Source organism: Branchiibius sp. NY16-3462-2, assembly GCF_001594145.1.
Taxonomy (GTDB): domain Bacteria; phylum Actinomycetota; class Actinomycetes; order Actinomycetales; family Dermatophilaceae; genus Branchiibius.
Map to the genome: position 1 here is coordinate 74,341 of NZ_LVCF01000038.1, position 19,089 is coordinate 93,429.

19 protein-coding genes are annotated in these 19,089 nt (G+C 66.9%); 16 read left to right on the forward strand and 3 right to left on the reverse strand.

Annotated features, from left to right (window positions below; all coding sequences use genetic code 11):
* Positions 1-43 precede the first annotated feature (43 nt).
* From AZH51_RS12165 to AZH51_RS12235, 15 genes are all read left to right on the forward strand, one after another.
* The gene (locus AZH51_RS12165) at positions 44-652 is read left to right on the forward strand and encodes a hypothetical protein (protein WP_291524654.1); all 609 of its coding nucleotides are present in this window, start codon (positions 44-46) and stop codon (positions 650-652) included.
* 265 nt (positions 653-917) lie between these two features.
* Entirely contained in the window at positions 918-2,087 is a 1,170-nt protein-coding gene (gene ftsZ / locus AZH51_RS12170; protein ID WP_291524656.1) for a cell division protein FtsZ, read from the forward strand.
* A gap of 27 nt (positions 2,088-2,114) precedes the next feature.
* Positions 2,115-2,852 (forward strand): polyphenol oxidase family protein, encoded by a 738-nt coding sequence (locus AZH51_RS12175; protein ID WP_291524657.1) that lies wholly within the window; start codon positions 2,115-2,117, stop codon positions 2,850-2,852.
* The gene (locus tag AZH51_RS12180) at positions 2,849-3,559 is read left to right on the forward strand and encodes a YggS family pyridoxal phosphate-dependent enzyme (protein WP_291524659.1); all 711 of its coding nucleotides are present in this window, start codon (positions 2,849-2,851) and stop codon (positions 3,557-3,559) included. The genes AZH51_RS12175 and AZH51_RS12180 overlap by 4 nt, the downstream gene beginning before the upstream one ends.
* Before the next feature lie 42 nt (positions 3,560-3,601).
* A complete protein-coding gene (locus AZH51_RS12185) occupies positions 3,602-4,120 on the forward strand; it encodes a cell division protein SepF (RefSeq protein ID WP_291524661.1) in 519 nt (172 codons plus the stop codon).
* Positions 4,121-4,169: 49 nt separating this feature from the next.
* Positions 4,170-4,448 carry a YggT family protein gene (locus AZH51_RS12190; protein WP_109684261.1) on the forward strand — a complete coding sequence of 93 codons (279 nt, stop codon included), beginning with the start codon at positions 4,170-4,172 and terminating at the stop codon, positions 4,446-4,448.
* A gap of 137 nt (positions 4,449-4,585) precedes the next feature.
* Complete coding sequence (locus AZH51_RS12195) at positions 4,586-5,524, forward strand: DivIVA domain-containing protein (RefSeq protein ID WP_291524663.1); 939 nt, start codon at positions 4,586-4,588, stop codon at positions 5,522-5,524.
* A gap of 151 nt (positions 5,525-5,675) precedes the next feature.
* Positions 5,676-6,551 (forward strand): TraR/DksA C4-type zinc finger protein, encoded by an 876-nt coding sequence (locus AZH51_RS12200; protein WP_291524665.1) that lies wholly within the window; start codon positions 5,676-5,678, stop codon positions 6,549-6,551.
* Positions 6,524-7,084 (forward strand): signal peptidase II, encoded by a 561-nt coding sequence (gene lspA, locus AZH51_RS12205; protein WP_291524667.1) that lies wholly within the window; start codon positions 6,524-6,526, stop codon positions 7,082-7,084. The genes AZH51_RS12200 and lspA overlap by 28 nt, the downstream gene beginning before the upstream one ends.
* A complete protein-coding gene (locus AZH51_RS12210; RefSeq protein WP_291524669.1) occupies positions 7,081-8,016 on the forward strand; it encodes an RluA family pseudouridine synthase in 936 nt (311 codons plus the stop codon). The genes lspA and AZH51_RS12210 overlap by 4 nt, the downstream gene beginning before the upstream one ends.
* 107 nt (positions 8,017-8,123) lie before the next feature.
* The gene (gene dnaE / locus AZH51_RS12215; RefSeq protein ID WP_291524670.1) at positions 8,124-11,681 is read left to right on the forward strand and encodes a DNA polymerase III subunit alpha; all 3,558 of its coding nucleotides are present in this window, start codon (positions 8,124-8,126) and stop codon (positions 11,679-11,681) included.
* Positions 11,682-11,865: 184 nt separating this feature from the next.
* Positions 11,866-13,140 (forward strand): ABC transporter substrate-binding protein, encoded by a 1,275-nt coding sequence (locus AZH51_RS12220; protein WP_291524672.1) that lies wholly within the window; start codon positions 11,866-11,868, stop codon positions 13,138-13,140.
* Between the two features lie 10 nt (positions 13,141-13,150).
* The gene (locus AZH51_RS12225; RefSeq protein ID WP_291524674.1) at positions 13,151-14,116 is read left to right on the forward strand and encodes a carbohydrate ABC transporter permease; all 966 of its coding nucleotides are present in this window, start codon (positions 13,151-13,153) and stop codon (positions 14,114-14,116) included.
* Complete coding sequence (locus AZH51_RS12230; protein ID WP_291524676.1) at positions 14,116-14,970, forward strand: carbohydrate ABC transporter permease; 855 nt, start codon at positions 14,116-14,118, stop codon at positions 14,968-14,970. The genes AZH51_RS12225 and AZH51_RS12230 overlap by 1 nt, the downstream gene beginning before the upstream one ends.
* Before the next feature lie 15 nt (positions 14,971-14,985).
* Positions 14,986-17,085 (forward strand): S9 family peptidase, encoded by a 2,100-nt coding sequence (locus AZH51_RS12235; protein WP_291524678.1) that lies wholly within the window; start codon positions 14,986-14,988, stop codon positions 17,083-17,085.
* Positions 17,086-17,107: 22 nt separating this feature from the next.
* Here AZH51_RS12235 and AZH51_RS12240 read toward each other — a convergent pair whose 3' ends face one another.
* Genes AZH51_RS12240 through AZH51_RS12250 form a run of 3 tightly spaced genes read right to left on the reverse strand, consistent with a single transcriptional unit; the run spans position 17,108 to position 18,339 of the window.
* A complete protein-coding gene (locus AZH51_RS12240) occupies positions 17,108-17,446 on the reverse strand; it encodes a DUF2200 domain-containing protein (protein WP_291524680.1) in 339 nt (112 codons plus the stop codon).
* 9 nt (positions 17,447-17,455) lie between these two features.
* Positions 17,456-17,935: an HIT family protein gene (locus AZH51_RS12245; protein WP_367188051.1), complete on the reverse strand. Its 480-nt coding sequence runs from the start codon at positions 17,933-17,935 to the stop codon at positions 17,456-17,458.
* The gene (locus tag AZH51_RS12250; RefSeq protein WP_291524682.1) at positions 17,869-18,339 is read right to left on the reverse strand and encodes an SRPBCC family protein; all 471 of its coding nucleotides are present in this window, start codon (positions 18,337-18,339) and stop codon (positions 17,869-17,871) included. The genes AZH51_RS12245 and AZH51_RS12250 overlap by 67 nt, the downstream gene beginning before the upstream one ends.
* 53 nt (positions 18,340-18,392) lie before the next feature.
* On the opposite strand from AZH51_RS12250, the gene AZH51_RS12255 reads away from it, so the two are divergent.
* Positions 18,393-19,088, forward strand: a complete 696-nt coding sequence (locus AZH51_RS12255; protein WP_291524684.1) for a lysoplasmalogenase — start codon at positions 18,393-18,395, stop codon at positions 19,086-19,088.
* Position 19,089: the final 1 nt, after the last annotated feature.

A 19,089-nucleotide genomic window follows, 5' to 3' on the forward strand; every position in this document is an offset into this window, starting at 1 on the left:
GAATAGTCGGCGTATCGTGTGGTGGGATGGGCCTGTGCCAGCGGTGCCCCGTCCAGGTGATGAGACGACTGCGGTCGCGATCGCTAGTCAGATCCCGATGCACTGCGATGTCCTACGCGATGCCCTGCAGCCGCTCCCGACGCAGGTCGTACGCCCGTCGGAGACAACGCGGGCGGCCGGGCAGGTCGTCGTCATCGACCGGCTGACCGACAGCTTCGAGGCGTACCTGGCTGCAGCGCTGGCCGACCGCCTGCCCGTTGTCGTCTGGGGTGGGTACCTGCACCCGACCGGTGTGCAGGAGTTGGTACGCCGCGGGGCAGGCGCCTACGTATCGGTGATCGGGTCGCGGGACCAGTTGGTCGACGCGGTCAGTGCAGTTCGGACCGGGATGAGCTGGTTGCCGGCCCTGCCGCACGAGACGTCGGAGGGCCTGACCGCGGGGGAGGCGCGGGCCCTGCGGGCCTACCTCGTGGACTATCCAGCGCAGAGTCGTCAGGAGGTAGCGCAGCGCTTGGGGATCAGCGAGTCGACGCTGAAGGCGCACCTGGCCAACGTCCGGGGGCGGCTGGATGAGTCCTGCGGATCACGCCTCAGCCTGCGCAGGGCGATGGTGGCCCGTGGCTGGCTGGATCTGCCGAACCATCTACCTTGACCTCGACTCGAGGCTTACTGTCGCGGCACCGAGCGTGCGCCTCGTAGGATCGGATGAACCACCCGGTTCCCGCCAGGATTCGCGGCTGCGGTGTGTCGTCCCGGCAAGGTCACCCTCGACCTCGCATGATGGTCGCGACATCCGGTAGCCCCGAACTCTGGGGTTCCACCGGATGCTCAGCCTCACCTCGTGCGTGATAAACCTGCACCACGCGTACGACTGCTTGTTTCGCACCACTGACGCCCCACCGAAAGGCACCCCGGCCGTGGCCAATCCGCAGAATTACCTCGCCGTCATCAAGGTCGTTGGCATTGGCGGCGGTGGTGTCAACGCGATCAACCGGATGATCGAAGTCGGCCTCAAGGGCGTGGAGTTCATCGCCATCAACACCGACGCCCAGGCGTTGCTGATGTGCGATGCCGACGTGAAGTTGGAAGTGGGTCGGGAGTTGACCCGTGGTCTGGGCGCCGGCGCCGATCCCGAGGTGGGCAAGAAGGCTGCGGAGGACCACGCCGAGGACATCGAGGACGTGCTGAAGGGCGCCGACATGGTGTTCGTGACCGCCGGCGAAGGTGGTGGCACCGGGACCGGTGGCGCGCCCGTCGTCGCGCGCATCGCGCGCGGGCTGGGCGCTCTGACGATCGGTGTCGTCACCCGCCCCTTCACCTTCGAAGGCCGCCGTCGCGCCAACCAGGCCGACACCGGTATCAGCGCGCTGCGCGAAGAGGTCGACACGCTCATCGTGATCCCCAACGACCGGCTGCTGTCGATCAGCGACCGCAACATCTCGATGCTCGACGCCTTCCACAGCGCCGACCAGGTGCTGCTGTCCGGTGTGCAGGGCATCACCGACCTGATCACCACCCCCGGCCTGATCAACCTCGACTTCGCCGACGTCAAGTCGGTCATGCAGGGCGCTGGATCGGCCCTGATGGGTATCGGGTCCGCCCGGGGCGACGACCGCGCGATCAAGGCCGCCGAGTTGGCGATCTCCTCGCCGCTGCTCGAAGCCAGCATCGATGGCGCGCAGGGCGTGCTGCTGTCCGTCCAGGGTGGTAGTGACCTGGGGTTGTTCGAGATCAACGAGGCGGCCCGGCTCGTGCAGGAAGCCGCCCACCCCGAGGCCAACATCATCTTCGGTGCGGTCATCGACGACGCCCTGGGCGACGAGGTGCGCGTCACCGTCATCGCGGCCGGGTTCGACGGTGGTGCGCCGCAGCGGCGCGCCGACGACCGGGCGCTCGGCCAGATCCAGAGCGCGTCGCGACCCCAGGAGCAGCCGACTGCCGCGCCGCAGGCCCCGGCCGCACCGGTCGAGCCCGGTAGCCAGGACAGCGCCCCGCCGAGCAGCGCCCCGGCTTCTGCCGTCGTGCCCCCGAACGAGGTCACCTTCGATGACCGGCCGGACCTGGACGTTCCCGACTTCCTGAAGTGACCGCGGCGCCCACCCCGGGCTGACAGCATGTTCTTCTGGTCCGAACAGTTCACCGGCCCGCAGGGTGTGGTCATCGACTGCTATTTCACCGATCGCGAGGGCGGCGTCAGCGACGGCGAGCTCGGCTCCTTGAATCTCAGCGGCGCCGTCGGCGACGACCCGGCCAACGTCGAGGTCAATCGCAGCCGGTTGGCTACTGCCGTGGGGGTCGACCGGTCGCGGTTGTTGTTGATGAGCAGTCGGCACAGCACGACCGTTGTGCCGGTCACCGATCGATCGCCGCAGGTGCCTGCGGACGGCATGGTCACGGCCAACCCGGGGTCGGCGCTGGTCGCCCTGGCTGCGGACTGTGTGCCGATCCTGTTGTTCGACGCCACCGCCGGCGTCGTCGCAGCGGTGCACGCGGGTCGGGTCGGGATGGCCGACGGGATCGTGGCCGAGGCGGTTGCAGCCCTTCGGCGCACCGGCGCCCGACAGATCGAGGCGGTGGTCGGTCCGGCCATCTGCGGGCGCTGCTACGAGGTCCCGCCCGACCTGCAGGAGTCCGTCGCGGGACGCTGGCCGGTCACCCGGTCGGTGACGTGGTGGGGGAGCGCGGCGATCGACGTACCCGCAGGTGTCGTCTGGCAGTTGGCACAGGAGGGCGTGCGCGTCCGATGGGTGCCCGGCTGCACCAAGGAGGACCCGAACCTGTTCTCCCATCGCCGCGCCCGTCCGGCGGGACGGGGCGCGGGCGTCATCGTGTTGCGGGAGAAGGCGGCATGAGCGACGCGCGTACCCAGCAACTGGCCGATCGTCTCGCGGCGGTCCGCGAACGGATCGGCGCTGCCTGCGCAGCGGCGCAGCGACCGGTCGATGACGTGCGTCTGGTGGTCGTGACCAAGTACTTCCCGGCAGCCGACGTGCAGCGACTGGCCGGGCTGGGCGTGGTCGACATCGGGGAGAGCCGCGACCAGGAAGCCGCGGCCAAACTGGCCGACCTTCCGGGCTCGGTGCGCGAGCACCTGCGGGTGCACTTCATCGGTCAGATCCAGTCCAACAAGGCCAGGCACATCGCGGCGTACGCCGATCTGGTCCAATCCGTGGACCGCACCAAGGTGCTGGCCCCGCTTGCGCGCGGCGCACTCGAACGGGGGCGGGTCCTGCCGGTGTTCCTGCAGGTCGATCTGGCGGGCGACGACGAGGGTCGCGGCGGCGTCCTACCGGCCCAGTTGCCCGCGCTGGCCGACGCCGCGGCGACGACCGAGGGCCTGGACCTGGTCGGTCTCATGGCGGTCGCGCCGTTGCACGCTGATCCCGCCGCCGCCTTTGAGCGCCTGGCCACCCTCTCGCAGCAGGTGCACGAGGACCACCCCGGTGCCACCTTGATTTCGGCCGGGATGAGCGGCGATCTGGAACAAGCGGTGGCGGCCGGAGCGACACACCTGCGTGTCGGGAGCGCAATCCTCGGGGATCGACCCGCGCGGCGGTAGCGTCCTACCCGAGAACGGCCGGGTCGAACGAGGGAGCAGTCAGTGAGCGGCGCTTTGCACAAGACGATGGTCTACCTGGGGTTGGCCGAGGCCGACACCCGCTACGACCCGGGTCATGAGACCGGCGGCGATTCGTACGCCGACGGTGGCTACGGTACGTACGACGACTACAGTGACACCGGTTACGCCGACGAGCACGCTGCGCCCGCGCCGGCCGCCGTCACGCCGATCACCAAGAACACCGCTGTCGCCACCCAAGCCAGGTTCGAGGCCAACGCAATGAGCCGCATCAACACGATCCACCCCCGCACGTACAACGAAGCCAAGGACATCGGCGAGTCGTTCCGCGCGGGCGTCCCGGTGATCATGAACCTCTCCGACATGGACGACACCGACGCCAAGCGTCTGGTGGACTTCGCCGCCGGTCTGGTGTTCGGTCTGCACGGCACGATCGAGCGGGTGACCGCCAAGGTCTTCTTGTTGTCGCCGGCTGGTGTCGAGGTCAGTTCCTCCCAGGCCGACGCCGCGGCAGCGGGCCGTGGCCTGTTCAACCAGAGCTGACTCCTGCCCGATGCCGTAACCGTGCGTCCCATGGCGCACAATGACTGCCATGACGACCGTCATCTCGGTGATCGCCCTCCTGCTCTACCTGTTCTTCATCGTGCTGCTCGGCCGCCTCGTTCTGGACTGGGTGCAGGTTTTCGCGCGTGACTGGCGCCCGCGGGGGCCTGTTCTGGTCGTCGCCGAGGGCATTTACACCATCACTGACCCGCCGCTGAAGTTCCTGCGCCGGCTGATCCCGCCGCTGCGGCTGGGCAATGTCCGCCTTGACCTAGCGTTCCTGGTGCTCGTTCTGGCCGTTTCGCTCCTGCTGTCGGTGTTGCGCTGAGCGCCGGTGGATCTTGTACCCGAGTGTGTGTACCCGGTTCGATCTTCTATGGTGTGCAGTGGACGACTCGCAAACTGTTGTTCGCACGGCCGGTTCAGGTCGTGACCCGGACAACCTGAGAGCACTGAGGTGAGCACATGGCGCTGACGCCTGAAGACGTGGTTAAGAAGGAGTTCACCAAGCCACGTGGATTCGGCGGTGGCAAGGGCTACGACGAGATCCAGGTCGACGATTTCCTCGATGAGATCGTGGTGGAACTACGGCGGCTGAACAGTGAGAACGAGCAGCTGAGCACCCAGCTCGAGGACTGCCGTCGCTCAAAGGGTCTGGCCGCACCGGTCGCAGCTCAGCAATCGCCGGCAGATGCCGATGTCACCGCTGAGGTACCCGTCGCTGCTGCGGCTACCACCGCAGATGCGGACCCGGCGATCGCCAAGAAGGCCAACGAGTACGAACAGCAGCTCAAGAAGCTGCAGGACGAGTTGGCCGGCGCCAAGGACGAGTTGGCCAAGACCCAGGCCCGCAAGCAGGAACTCGACCAGCAGATCGCGTCCTCGCAACAGGACCTGCACGCCGCCCAGCAGGAGGTCGAGCGCACCAAGCGCGCGGCGACCGAGCACGAGGCCGAGAGCGCGAAGCAGGCAGTCGCGTCGTCCTCCGTGGCTCCCGAGGCCGGCGCAGCCACGGTGATCGCCCTGGCGCAGAAGCTGCATGATCAGCACGTCGCCGAAGGCCAGGCGGCCCGCGACCAGCTGTTCAAGGAGGGCGAGGACAAGCACGCTTCGTTGCTCGCCGAGGGCACCCAGAAGCGGGACGAGTTGGTCAGCCAGGGTGAAGCGACCCGGGACCAGTTGGTCCGGGAGGCGACCGAGAAGTCGGATGCACTCGTGCAGGACGCCCAGCAGAAGAAGTCGGCGATTCTGACCGAACTGGAAAACGAGAAGGCCCGGTTGAGTGGGGACATCGAGGAGCTGAAGTCCTTCGAGAGCAACTACCGCAAGCAGTTGAAGGACTACATCACCGGCCAACTCGAGCAGCTGGAGAACACCGGAGTCGAGCAGCAACCGGCTTCCTGACGTCTTTGACCATTTGACGCCGATCACCCCCAGGGGTGATCGGCGTCAATTGTGTGCGCGTTTGTCCCGGTCCTGCGCCGGGTCTGCATTACTCTCTGTGCCAATTGCGCGCCCGATCTGCAGCGCGTCCTTCGAGATGAGGATCCTGGCAGTGAAGAAACCAGCAACGGCGACGACGGCGAGCACCGCTGGCCGATCCGCCACCCGTGGGCCCGCAACGGCCACCGCGAACGCGAAGAAGGCAACGACCGCTACCAAGACCGCCACCAAGACCGCCGGGAAGAAGGCCGCTGCACAGAAGGCGCCCAAGGCGTCAGCCACCAAAGCGTCAGCCACCAAGGCGCCAGCCACCAAGGCGCCAGCGCGCAAGGCCCCGGCAAAGCCGGCCGCGAAGTCCAGCACCGCCAAGACCGCAGCGGCCAAGAGCGTGGCCACCAAAAAGTCGGCTCCGGCGAAGTCAGCGGCCAAGAAGACGTCGGTCAGCACCGCGAAGACCGCGGCACCACCAGCGAAAGCGAACTCCAAGAAGGCGTCCACCAAGACGGCCCCTGCGAAGGCACCGGTCAAGAAGGGCGCAGCCAAGAAGGTGCCCGCCAAGACCTCTGCTGCCCACCAGGCAGCTCGTGAGGCTGCCGCCGCATTACTTGTCGGCGAGGACGAGTCGCCCTGGACACCGAGCGAGCTGGCCGGTGTGGCCGCCGAACTGCGGGCTGACGTCGAACGGCTCGAGGGTGAGGTCGCGCACTTCGAGCACGACTTCACGGATCTGATCCGGGGCGGCGGTGACGGTGCCGGCGATGACCAGGCGGACGTCGGCACGATGAACGTCGAGCGCGACCACGAGTTGTCCCTCGCCGACAACTCCCGGGCCATGCTCGAACAGTCCCGCCATGCCCTGGAACGGATCGCCGACGGGACTTACGGGATCTGTGAGAGTTGCGGTAAGGCCGTCGGCAAACTTCGACTACAGGCCTTCCCACGTGCGACCCTATGCATGGCATGCAAACAGAAGCAGGAACGCCGATAGGCGCACACGAGACCGAATCCACCCCTGCCCGGCGGCGCACCCTCGCGCTGCTGGTTCTGGTCGCCGTCGTCGGCTACGCCCTCGACCAGCTGACCAAGGCCTGGGCTCTACGCGCGCTGGAACCCGGCGAGCCCAAACAGGTTGTCGGGAATCTGCTGCAACTGGATCTGGTCCGCAACCCGGGAGCGGCGTTCTCGTTCGCGACCAACGCGACCTGGGTGCTGACGATCATCGCCATCGTGGTGATCGGGGTGGTCTGCTTCATCGCCCGACGGTTGCGCAGCTGGCCCTGGGCACTGGCGCTGGGGCTGTTGCTGGCCGGAGCGTTCGGTAATCTGACCGACCGGTTCGTGCGGCCACCCGGCGGCGGACAGGGACACGTCATCGACTTCCTGCGCCTGCCGCACTGGCCCGTCTTCAACGTGGCCGACATGTGCGTGGTCACCGCTGCGTGCCTGATCGCCCTCCTGGCCTTCCGCGGAGTCGGCATCGACGGCCAGCGGCAGCACGACGTACCTGACAATGCATCGTGAGTGAACTCAAGGCACTGCCCATCCCCGAGGGTCTGGAAGGGGAGCGGGTGGACGCCGCGATCGCCCGCCTGCTGGGCTTCTCCCGGACCCGTGCCGCCGAGCTCGCCGCGGGCGGCGCGGTCACTCTGGATCAACGGGCGGTCGGCAAGTCCGACCGGGTCAGCGCCGGCCAGTGGCTCGAGGTGAACATGCCGCAGGACTTCGGTCCGCGCAAGGCGACGGTGCGCCCGCAACTCATCGAGAACCTCGGCATCGTCTACGACGACAGCGAGATCGTCGTGGTGGACAAACCGGTCGGGGTGGCCGCTCACCCCAGTGTGGGCTGGGACGGCCCGGACGTCGTCAGCGGTCTGGCCGCCGCCGGCTACCGGATCTCCACCTCGGGCGCTCCGGAGCGCCAGGGCATCGTGCAGCGGCTCGACGTGGGCACCAGCGGGCTGATGGTCGTGGCCAAGAGCGAGCGGGCCTACACGGTCCTGAAGCAGGCGTTCCGGGACCGCACCGTCGACAAGACCTACCACGCGCTCGTGCAGGGCCTTCCGGACCCGGTCGAGGGCACGATCGAGGCGCCGATCGGTCGCCACCCCAACCACGACTACAAGTTCGCGGTCATGAACTCCGGGCGTCCGAGCACCACGCATTACGAGTTGCTGGAGGCATTTCCGGCCACGTCACTGCTCACGGTCCACCTGGAGACGGGGCGCACCCACCAGATCCGGGTCCACTTCAGCGCGCTGCACCGGCCCCTGGTCGGTGATCCGCTGTACGGCGCGGACCCGGGCCTGGCCAAGAAGCTGGGTCTGGAGCGGCAATGGCTGCACGCCGTCGAACTCGGGTTGACCCATCCCGGGTCGGGGGAGTGGATGACCTTCACCAGCCCCTACCCGGACGACCTGCAGCACGCCCTGGACATCCTGCGCGCCACCGACTGAGCGACTCAGCCTGAGCGACACTCCGACGAGGGCTACGACCTGCAGGGACGTACGCCGATCGCCGGCCCTGGCATCGACTGTCGGCGACCGGATCTAGAATCGTCCCGATGTCTTCAGATCCGGGTTTCGTCCACCTCCACGTCCACACCGAGTACTCCATGCTCGATGGCGCTGCGAAGGTGAAACCCCTTCTGGCAGAAGCAGAAAAGCTCGGGATGCCGGCGATCGCGATGTCCGATCACGGCAACATGTTCGGTGCCTATGACCTCTACACCGCGGCCAAAGGTGGGCCCGTCAAACCGATCCTGGGCATCGAGGCCTATCTGGCACCCAGCACCCGGCACTCGCGCAAACAGGAGTTCTGGGCGCGCGACGGCGCGCGCGGCGACGACGCGAGCGCCGAGGGCGGCAAGGACGTCTCCGGCGGTGGCCGCTACACGCACATGACGATGTGGGCCAAGGACAGCCAGGGCCTACGAAACCTGTTCCGGCTGAGCTCGCTGGCCAGCTACGAGGGCTACTACATGAAGCCCCGGATGGACCGGGAGCTGCTGTCGCAGTACGGCCAGGGCATCATCGCCACCACCGGCTGTCCCTCCGGTGAGGTGCAGACCCGGTTGCGACTGGGTCAGTTCGACGCGGCGCTGCAGGCGGCCGCTGACTATCAGGACATCTTCGGCAAGGAGAACTTCTTCCTGGAGCTGATGGACCACGGCCTGGACATCGAGCGTTCGGTGCGCTCCGGCCTGCTGGACATCGCGAAGCGGCTGGACCTGCCGCTGCTGGCCACCAACGACAGCCACTACATCACCAAGGACCAGGCCGACAGCCACGACGACCTGCTGTGCGTCGGGGTGGGCCGCAACAAGGACGACCCGCGCCGGTTCAAGTTCAACGGCGACGGTTACTACATCAAGACCGCCGCCGAGATGCGCGAGGTGTTCCGCGAGCTGCCCGAGGCGTGCGACAACACGCTGCGCGTCGCGGAGATGGTCGGCGACTACGACGAGGTCTTCACCTACGTCGACCGGATGCCGCAGTTCCCCGACGTGCCGGAGGGCCAGACCCAGGCGGCCTACCTGCGCGAGCAGATCGCGCTCGGCGTCAAGGACCGGTTCGGTGACGATGCGCCACCCGAGGTCTGGGACCGCATCGAGACCGAGATGGCCGTCATCGAGCCGATGGGCTTCAGCTCCTACTTCCTCGTGGTCGCCGACATCTGCAAGTACGCCCGCGACAACGGGGTGCCCCTGGGTCCGGGTCGTGGTTCGGCCGCCGGCTCGCTGGTGGCCTACCTGACCCGGATCATCGAGCTGGATCCGTTGGAGCACGGGCTGCTCTTCGAGCGGTTCCTCAACCCCGAACGCATCTCACCGCCGGACGTCGACCTCGACTTCGACGACCGGCAACGCGACAAGATGGTGCGCTACGTCACCGAGAAGTACGGCGCTGAATACACCGCCCAGGTCAACACGTTCAGCACCATCAAGGCCAAGGCCGCCGTCAAGGACGCGAACCGGATCCTCGGCTTCCCGTTCGCGCTCGGCGACAAGATCACCAAGGCCATGCCGCCGGACGTGCAGGGCAAGGGCGTCCCGCTGAAGGAGCTCTTCAACGCGGAGCATTCGCGGTACGCGGAGGGTGGTGACTTCCGGGCGCTGTATGCCGCCGAGCCGGAGGTCAAGAAGGTCGTCGACACCGCCATGGGTCTGGAGGGTCTGACCCGGGGGACCGGCGTGCACGCCGCCGCGGTCATCCTGTCCGCCGAACCGCTGCTGAACCTCATCCCGCTGCACCGCCGTGACAAGGACGGCACCATCATCACCGGCTTCTCCTACCCCCAGTGCGAGGAGATGGGCCTGGTCAAGATGGACTTCCTGGGGTTGCGCAACCTGGGCATCATCGACCAGGCGCTCAAGAACATCGAGGCCAACCGCGGCGAGCAGCTGACCACCGACAGCATTCCGCTGGATGACCCCACCACCTACCAACTGCTCGGCCGCGGCGACACCCTCGGGGTCTTCCAGCTGGACGGTGGCGGCATGCGCACGCTGCTCAAACAGATGGCGCCGACGGGTTTCGCGGACATCACCGCTGTGCTCGCGCTCTACCGACCCGGCCCGATGGCGGCCAACGCGCACACCGACTACGCCGACCGCAAGAACGGCCGCAAACCGATCCAGCCGATCCACCCGGAGCTCAAGGAGGCCCTGGATCCGATCCTCGGTGAGACCTACCACCTGCTGATCTACCAGGAGCAGATCATGGCGATCGCCCGCGAGCTCGCGGGTTACACGCTGGGTGGTGCGGACCTGCTGCGCCGGGCGATGGGTAAGAAGAAGCCGGAGATCCTGGCCAAGGAGTTCGACAACTTCTCCTCGGGGATGGCCGCGAACGGCTATTCGCCCAAGGCCACGCAGGCGCTGTGGGACGTCATGCTGCCGTTCGCCGGCTATGCGTTCAACAAATCGCACGCAGCCGGCTACGCGCTGGTGTCCTGCTGGACGGCCTACCTCAAGGCCAACTACCCGGCCGAGTACGCCGCTGCCCTGCTGACCTCCGTCCAGGACGACAAAACCAAGATGGCCACCTACCTGGCCGACACCCGCCAGCTGGGCATCAAGGTGCTCCCGCCGGACGTCAACGAGTCGATGGCCGACTTCGCGGCCGTTGGCGCGGACATCCGCTTCGGGTTGGCGGCGGTGCGCAACGTGGGCTCCTCGGTGGTGGAAGGGATCGTCGCCGCGCGCGAGGAGAAGGGCAAGTTCACCTCGTTCGAGGACTTCCTGCGCAAGGTGCCGGCCCAGGTCTGCAACAAGCGAACCGTCGAATCCCTCATCAAGGCAGGTGCGTTCGACGATCTGGGCCACCTGCGCCAGGGCCTGGTCCACGTCCACGAGACGTACGTCGATTCCCTGGTCGAGGAGAAACGTCACGAAGCCGTCGGGCAGGACTCGCTCTTCGGCGGGTTCGGCGACGACGAAGGCGTCCAGCTCGCAGCGCTGCCGCCGGTGCCGGAGATCGAGTGGGACAAGCAGACCCTGCTCGCCTTCGAGCGGGACATGCTGGGGCTGTACGTCTCCGACCACCCGCTCTTCGGTATCGAACGCATCCTGGCCAGCCATGCGGACGTCTCCATCGCCAAGCTGCACGGGGACGAAGCGCCCGACGACGGATCGATGGTGACGATCGCCGGGCTGATCACGGCGGTGCAGCTCAAGCGCAACAAACAGGGTGAGACCTGGGCGATCGCGACCGTTGAGGACCTCGAGGGTTCGATCGACGTGATGTTCTTCGCCAAGTCGTACATGACGGTGCAGACCATGCTGACCCCGGACACCGTGTGTGTCATCAAGGGCCGCCTGCGGTTCCGCGACGAAGAAGTGTCCGTGCACGCCCAGGACCTGAAGCTGCCCGAATTACGCACCGACGCCCGCGGTCCGGTCACCCTGGTGATGCCGCTGTCCCTGGCCAACGAGGGCACCGTGCAGCGGCTGCGATCCGTGCTGGGTGGTCATCCCGGTGCGACCGAGGTGCACCTGCGGCTGGTCCAACCGGGGCGGACCGTCACGATGAAACTGGACGACGAGTGGCGGGGGGCGACTTCGCCCGCGCTCTTCGGAGACCTGAAGGCGCTGCTGGGACCCAGTTGCGTCGCCGGCTGACGGGCGCGGGCGACAGGGGGGGTTCCTGCGCGTCTGCCGTGACGACACGCGGTGATGGTGGCAGGCTGGCCGGTGACCACCGCGTATCCACGGTGCGTTATGTTTTGCACAACATTTTGTTATCGACGTTTGCGTAGAGTCGCCGCGTGCTGGCGGTACGGAAGGTGGCGTAATGGTGTCCCCGATGGATTCTCGGCCGACCCGTAGGACGGTGCTGGGTGCGGCGGGAGCCGGGCTTGCCGGTCTGGCGTTGGCCGCCTGCGGTGGGAACACCGGCCGGCCGGCTGACAGCGGCTCGTCCGCCGGCGGAAAACCGACCCTGGCCCAGTGGTACCACCAGTACGGCGAGGATGGCACCGAGGCGGCCGCCAAACGATTCGCCGCCGCCTACCCGAATGCGACCGTGAACGTCACCTGGGTTCCGGGTGACTACGACAAGAAGGTCGCGGCCTCGCTGCTGACCAACGCCGGTCCCGACGTCTTCGAGGCGGGCAACGGGCCCAGCATCGACATGATCCTGGGCAACCAGGTGGTCGACCTCAGCGGCCTGCTGGGCGACGCGCGGTCGGACTACGCGCCGTGGTTGTTGGACCGGATGACCTACAAGGACAAGCTGTACGGCATCCCGCAGGACATCGACATGCAGTTGTTGGTCTACCGCAAGTCGATGCTCTCCAAAGCGGGGGTCGAACCCCCGAAGACGCTGGATGAATTAGTCACTGCCGCAGGCAAACTCACCACGGGCAAGGTGAAGGGCCTGTTCCTGGGCAACGACGGTGGTGCCGGTGTCGTCGGTGGCCCGGTGTTGTGGTCCAGCGGCCACGACTACCTGACCAGGGACAACAAGCCCGACTTCAACAACGCCGACGTCCAGTCCGCGCTGAGCACGCTGCACACTCTGTTCACCTCCGGTCACCTGCTGCTGGGCGCACCCTCGGACTGGTCGGAGCCCAACGCCATTGCGCAGGGTCTGACCGCGATGCAGTGGACCGGTCTGTGGACCCTGCCGGAGTTGACCAAGTCCCTCGGGGACGACTTCGGAGTCCTGCCGTTCCCCGCCGTTGGAGCCTCCGGCAAACAGTCGGTGCCCGTCGGTGCCTACGCCTCGGCGGTCAACGCCAAGTCCGCCCACGGCAGCGCGGCCAAGGACTTCGTGAAGTGGCTGTGGGTCGACCAGACCGACAAGCAGTTGGAATGGGCCCAGTCCTACGGCTTCCACATCCCCGCCCGGATCAGCCTGCAGGCCAAGGCGGACAAGCTCAAGACCGGCCCGGCGGCCGACGCCGTACGCTTCGCCACCGACTACGGCCACGTGCAGACGCCGCTGTTGTGGACACCCACCAGCGCGGCCGCGTTCAGCGACGCCATCGACAAGATCATCCGCTCGGGGGCCAACCCGGCCAGCACGCTCGCGGGTGTGGAGAGCACCGTCAACACCGAGTTGAAGCGTTTCGCTTGATCGCCGTGCGATGAGTACGACGCCCGCAGACGCAGCGGGTACCGCGGGGCTGCCACCCGCCGTACCCGCTCGTCGTCGCTTGTCCAGCAGTCCGCACCTGTGGTTCTGGATCTTCACCGGCCCGTTCATCGCCGGGTTGCTGATCTTCACCATCATCCCGATCATCTGGTCGATCTATCTGTCGTTCTTCGAGGCGCGCAACACGGTGACACCCAGTCACTTCGTGGGGTTGGAGAACTACACCCGGATGCTGTCCGATCCGGCGTTCCGCTCCAGCCTGCTGACCTTCGTGGTGTTCGCGGCGTTCATCGTGCCGACCACCTTCGCGCTGTCGCTGGGACTCGCGGTCCTGGTCAACAGCGTGCGGTTCGCGCAGGCGTTCTTCCGGTCGGTCTTCTTCCTGCCGATCGCTTGTTCCTACGTCGCGGCCGCGCTGATCTGGCGCAACTCGCTGTTCTCCGGGGTCAGTTCCGGTCTGGTCAACAGCATCCTGGGGCTCTTCGGCAAGGACCCCATCGCCTGGTTGTCGGTGGTGCAACCGCCCTGGTACTGGCTGGTCATCACGACCGTCCGGCTCTGGTTGCAGGTCGGTTTCTACATGGTGCTCTTTTTGGCCGCGTTGCAACGGATCCCGCGCAGCCAGTACGAAGCCGCCGCTCTCGATGGTGCCGTGGGCTGGAAGGCGTTCCGCTACATCACCTTCCCGCAGTTGCGCGCGACGTCCACGGCGGTTCTGATGCTGTTGCTGGTCAATGCGTTCCAGGCGTTCGATGAGTTCTACAACCTCATGGTCAACAGCTCGGGCACTTACCCGCCGTATGCCCGCCCACCGTTGGTCTACCTGTACAACATCGCCCTGGGCAGTGTGCAGGACTTCGGCAACGGCAGCGCCGGCGCGGTCATCCTGACGTTGATCATCGCGATCTTCGCCCTGGTCCAGGGCCGGCTCACCGGCCTGGGCCGGAGGGCGGACTGATGGCCGCGGTCGAAGGGGAGCGCAGCTCATCGCGCGCCGGGGTCACCGTGCGCTATTTCGTGCTGGTGGCGCTCGCACTGGTCTTCTTGGTGCCGTTCTACCTGATGGTGCGCAACGCGTTGTCCACCGATGCGCAGATCACCAACCCCGAGGGCTGGACCTGGTTCCCCAGCAATCCGCAATGGTCCAACCTGCGGGAGGTCTTCTCCGACTCCTCGGTGCCGCTGGGGCACAGCCTGCTGAACTCCGCGATCATCGCCGTCACCCAGACCGTGGTCGTTCTGGTCATCTCGGCCATGGCGGGATACGGATTGGCACGGGCCAAGGTCCGCTACGCCAACGCGGTGTTCTACCTCGTCCTGGGCACGCTGCTGATCCCCGCAGCGGTCACCTTCGTGCCGACCTTCGTCATGGTGTCCACGCTGGGCTGGGTCTCCACCTTGCGCGGCCTGATCGTGCCGGGCCTCTTCCAAGCCCTGGCGACCTTCCTCTTCCGGCAGCACTTCCTCGGCTTCCCCAAGGAGTTGGAGGAGGCCGCGATGATCGACGGCGCGGGACCATGGCGGACGTTCTGGCGGATCGTGATGCCGACCTCTGGCGGGATGCTCGCCGCGGTCGGCACCATCACCTTCATCGGCAGCTGGAACGCGTTCCTGTGGCCGCTGGTGATCGGTCAGGACCAGAACTCCTGGACCGTGCAGTTGTCGCTGTCGACCTATGTGACCGCACAGAGCGTGAACCTGCACGGCATGTTCATGGCCGCTCTGGTCTCGATGGTGCCGTTGCTGCTGATGTTCCTGTTCCTGCAGCGCTGGATCGTGGCAGGGGTGGAGCAGACCGGCATCAACGAGTAGACGTAAATTTGCCGGGTGAGCTACCCCGTTCTGCCGCCCTTTGCCGCTCGTCGTGACCGCATCCGCGAACACCACGGTGACCGGTTCGTCGACCCGTGGGCGTGGTTCGACCAGCGCGATGATCCTGAGGTCCTGGCGCACATCGACGCCGAGAACCAGTACACCGCAGCCCGCACCGCCCACCTGGCGTCCGCGCAGGAGACCCTGTTCGCCGAACTGAAATCCCATATCCGGGAGACCGACGTCAGCGTCCCGGTCCGTGCCGACAACTACTGGTATTACTCGCGCACCCGGCAAGGTGAGCAGTACGAGATCCACTGCCGATCGCCGTACGTCGAGGGGTCGGGTCGCCCGGACCCCGAAGGTGAGGTGCCCGGCGAGCAGGTGCTGCTCGACGTCAACGCCGAAGCCGCCGCGCACGACTTCTACGAGGTGGGCGGGTTGGAGGTCAGCGCCGATGAGCAGGTGCTGGCTATCCTCGCCGACACGACCGGGGACGAGCGCTACGACCTGCAGGTCCGGCGGATCAGCGACGGCACGGTGCTGGACGACTCAGTGCGCGGCGCGGTCTACGGACTGGCCTGGTCACGCGATGGCCGTTACCTGTTCTACACCCGGTGCGATGAGGCCTGGCGCACCCATCAGGTGTGGCGCCACGAAATCGGAAAGCCCACGGACACAGACCAATTGGTGCTGCAGGAGGACGATAAGGCGTTCGACCTGGGGATCGAGACCAGCCGGGACGAGCAGTGGCTGCTGATCGGCGCGGGCTCGAAAACCACGACCGAGTTCCGGCTGCTCGACCTGAACTCGCCGCTCGCGGAGCCGACGCTGATCGAGCCGCGGTCCCAAGGCGTGGAGTACGTCCCGGAGGTCGACGATGACCGGGTGCTGATCGTGCACAACCTCGACCGCGCGGACTTCGACCTCGCGGTGGCGCCGCTGGCCGAGCCGGGACGCGACAACTGGCAACCGGTCCTGCGTGGCACTGGCACGGAGCGGATCGCCGCCGCGCACGCCTTCGCCTCCGTCGTCGCGGTGTCGATGCGCCGCGACGGGCTGCCCGCGGTGCGCGTGCTGCCCAAGGTGGGCGACGGGTTCGGCGCCCCCATTGATCTCCCTGTCGACAGCGAACTGACCAGTGTGAGGGTGGGTTCCAACCCGATGTATGACGCGGGCGCCCTGCAGGTCAGTGCCACCTCGTTCCTACAGCCGCGCACGATCAGCGACTTCGACCCGGCGACGGGAGCGTTGGAGATCCTGCGGCAGCGGCCGGTGCCCCATTTCGACTCATCGCAGTACGCCGAGCAGCGGCTCTGGGTGACCGCGCGCGACGGAGCGTCGGTGCCGGTGTCGATCCTGCACCGCCGCGATCTGCGCCCGGACGGCAGCAATCCCGGCTATCTCTACGGTTACGGCGCCTACGAGCACCCGACGGATCCGGCGGTGCGGGTGTCCTGGTTGCCACTGCTGGAACGTGGGGTCGTCGTGGCCGTCGCCCACGTCCGCGGTGGCGGTGAACTCGGTCGCGCCTGGTACGAAGGCGGCCGGTTGCTGGCCAAGAAGAACAGCTTCACCGACTTCGTCGACGCCGGGCACGCGCTGATCGACCAGGGCTGGGTGGCTCCGGATCGCCTTGTGGCCGAGGGAGGTTCGGCGGGCGGTCTGCTCATCGGGGCCGCTGTCAACGAGGACCCGGCGCTGTTCCGGGCGGTCATCGCGGCCGTCCCGTTCGTCGATGCGCTGACCACCATCCTGGATCCCAGCATGCCGTTGACGACGGGGGAGTGGGAGGAATGGGGCAACCCGCTGGCCGACCCCGAGGTCTACGCGTACATGAAGTCCTACACGCCGTACGAGAACATCACGGCCACGACGTACCCCTCGATCCTGGCCACCACCAGCCTGCACGACACCCGGGTCTTCTTCACCGAGCCGGCCAAGTGGGTCCAGCAACTGCGCGCCACCGTGACCAGTGATTCGCAGACCCGGCCGGTGCTGCTCAAGACGGAGACGGCCGCCGGCCATGGCGGGCAGTCCGGACGCTACGACGCGCTGCGGGATGTGGCCTTCGAGCTGGCGTTCCTGCTGGATCAACTCGGGCTCGTCGACTGACCGTCGACTGAACCGGCCGGCGTCAGCGCAGGATCCGGTCCATCGCCCTGCCCTTGGCGAGTTCGTCGATCAGCTTGTCCAAGTAGCGGATTCGCTGCATCAGCGGATCCTGCACCTCCTGGACCTTCACCCCACACACCGACCCGGTGATCAACTCGGCCCGCGGATTGAGCCGTGCCTCGGCGAAGAAGTCCGTGAAACTGGTGCCCGCATCCAGATGCTGCTGCAACGCTTCCTTGTCGAAGCCGGTCAGCCACTCGATGATCTGGTCCACCTCGTCCTGGCTACGGCCCTTGCGCTGGGCTTTGGCGACGTACAGCGGGTAGACCGATGCGACGGGTGAGTCGAAGATGCGGCTCATGGCGCCAGGCTACGCCGGCCCGAGGGCGGCGGCGATCCGGTCGGCGTACTCCTGCGCCTCGCCGCCGGTGTACTTGGTGCGCGGCCAGAAGAAGCCGCGCAGTCCGTCGCCCTTGGTGCGCGGCACCACGTGGGTGTGCAGGTGGGGGACCGACTGGCTGACGATGTTGTTCTCGGCCACCCAGGTGCCCTGAGCGCCGAGTGCCACGGGGAGAGCAACCGAGATCCGTTGCACCGCAGCAAAATACGGCGCCAAGAGGTCGGTCGGCAGATCGCCAAGGGTGACGAGATGCTGGCGCGGCACGACGAGCACATGCCCCTTGAACACCGGTCGCACATCCAGAAAGGCGACCGTGTGCTCGTCGGACGCGACGATGAACGCCGGTGTCTCACGGGCGACGATGGAGCAGAAGACGCAACCGCTCAGGAGGCTTCGACCTCGGTCTTGATCCGCTGCAGCGTCTTGTTCATATCCGTTTGCAGCACCGATTCGAACTTGCTGTTACCGCCGAAGAACTTGTCGATGAGGAAGTGCGAGATACCGGAGGTGCCGCCGGACACGTCGCGCGTCTCGACGATCTTGGTGCGGCTTCCACCGTCCAGCGGCTCGAGGTCGTAGCTCCACCGGGCCTTGTTCTCACGGACCTTGAACATCAACCGCGTGTTGGGCTCGAAGTCCTTGATCATCGAGGTGGTCGGCCAGATCCGCCAGCCCGCCTTGTTGATGTTGATCATCTTGGCGCCCTTTCCCGAACCGCGCAGGAAGGTCTTGAAGGTCTGCGGGCTCCACCGGGCCATGGCCGGCAGGTCGGAAACCAGTGCCCAGACCTTCTCCGGTGGCGCGTCCACCTCGATCTCGGCCTGCAGGTTGTTCGGGGTGGGCTTGTCGGCCATGGATCCTCCAACTCGATTTACAGGTGTAGTGACCTAGATTACATACTGGCCTCATGCCGACGTGGTCCCGCCTTCGATCCACCGTCCGCACTCAGGTGCGACGCCGTCCCGCACTGGTCGTCTACGTCCCGTTGGCGGTGACGACCGCCACGGCCGGGGCGCTGGACCGGCGGCCTGTGCTCATAGCCACCAAGTCGGCGCTGGTGCCGACCCTGCAGGTGAGCGCCTGGCTGCGAGGCGGTCTCCAGCCGTTGCTGTGCGGCGCGACGACCGCCGGCTGGATCGGTGATCTGATCCTGCTGCCCCGGGCCCGGGAGCAGTCCGACGCGTCGCAGCGACGTCAATTACGTTCTGGCGCAATTGCTTTCGGTATCCAGCAGGTCGGTTACGTGACGCTGATGGCCCGCGGCGGGATCCGACCGAAGGCGAGCCGGGTGGCCGCGGTGGTGCCCTGGCTGGGCGGCCTCTCGGCGCTGGACACGCTGGCCGGTGAGAGTTCCGCGCCCGACCCGATCATCACGGCGTACGGTGTGCTGCTGGGTGGCATGACGACCATGGCCTGGTCGTCGCCGACCCGGGCGATGCAGATCGGGGGAGTGCTCTTCCTGGCCTCGGACTCCATGATTCTGATTCGGGAGGTGCTGCTGAAGCGCCGGTTGCCGCGCGCTGCCGCCGAAGCATTCGTCCTGGGTACGTACGCCGCCGCCCAGGCGCTGCTGGTGGACGAGTTGGGGCGCCTGCGCCAGTAGA